Below are 530 nucleotides of genomic sequence, written 5' to 3'. Positions count from 1 at the left end.
CTTATCATCTAGCTCTGGAGTGCTGTAGTTAGTGAATGAGTTCGTTTGTGGTTTGTTCGCGTTCACGGAATGGAAGTATTCCCAATAAGTTGGGATTTCCGAAGTCCCCATATCAAAGAAAGCAAGTTCGTGTTTTTTCTCACGCACATACTTGAACATCGATGAACCATCAATCAGCTTCAGCTCAATGTCCAACCCTGCCAATTTTGCCTGTTCACGCAAGAAAGCAATACGCGGTGTATGAACTGGAGATGAGTACGTCAATTCAAAGCTCAAACGCTGACCTTTATCATTCACGCGAATACCATCGGAACCAATCTTATCGAAGCCCGCAGCTTCAAACGCTGCCGCCGCTTTTTCTGGTTCAAACTTTGGCGCTGTCACATCTGGTAACGTGTACTTACCATGCCCAAAGCCCGTTGGGTTGGGTTTACGACTGTAGTCTCCACGCATAACATTCTCGATCATGCCGTCGAAATCTGTCGCGTAAGTAATCCCTTTGCGAATGTTTAAGTCATCAAGTAGAGGCA

The 530-nt window shown here is 45.7% G+C and carries 1 protein-coding gene; it reads right to left on the bottom strand.

The features are described from left to right. On the bottom strand, positions 1–530 hold a 530-nt coding region (locus tag R7R24_RS30125; RefSeq protein WP_318120644.1), incomplete at both ends, for an ABC transporter substrate-binding protein.

Source organism: Vibrio sp. 704 (assembly GCF_033339295.1).
This window is presented reverse-complemented; position numbering and strand designations above follow the sequence as displayed.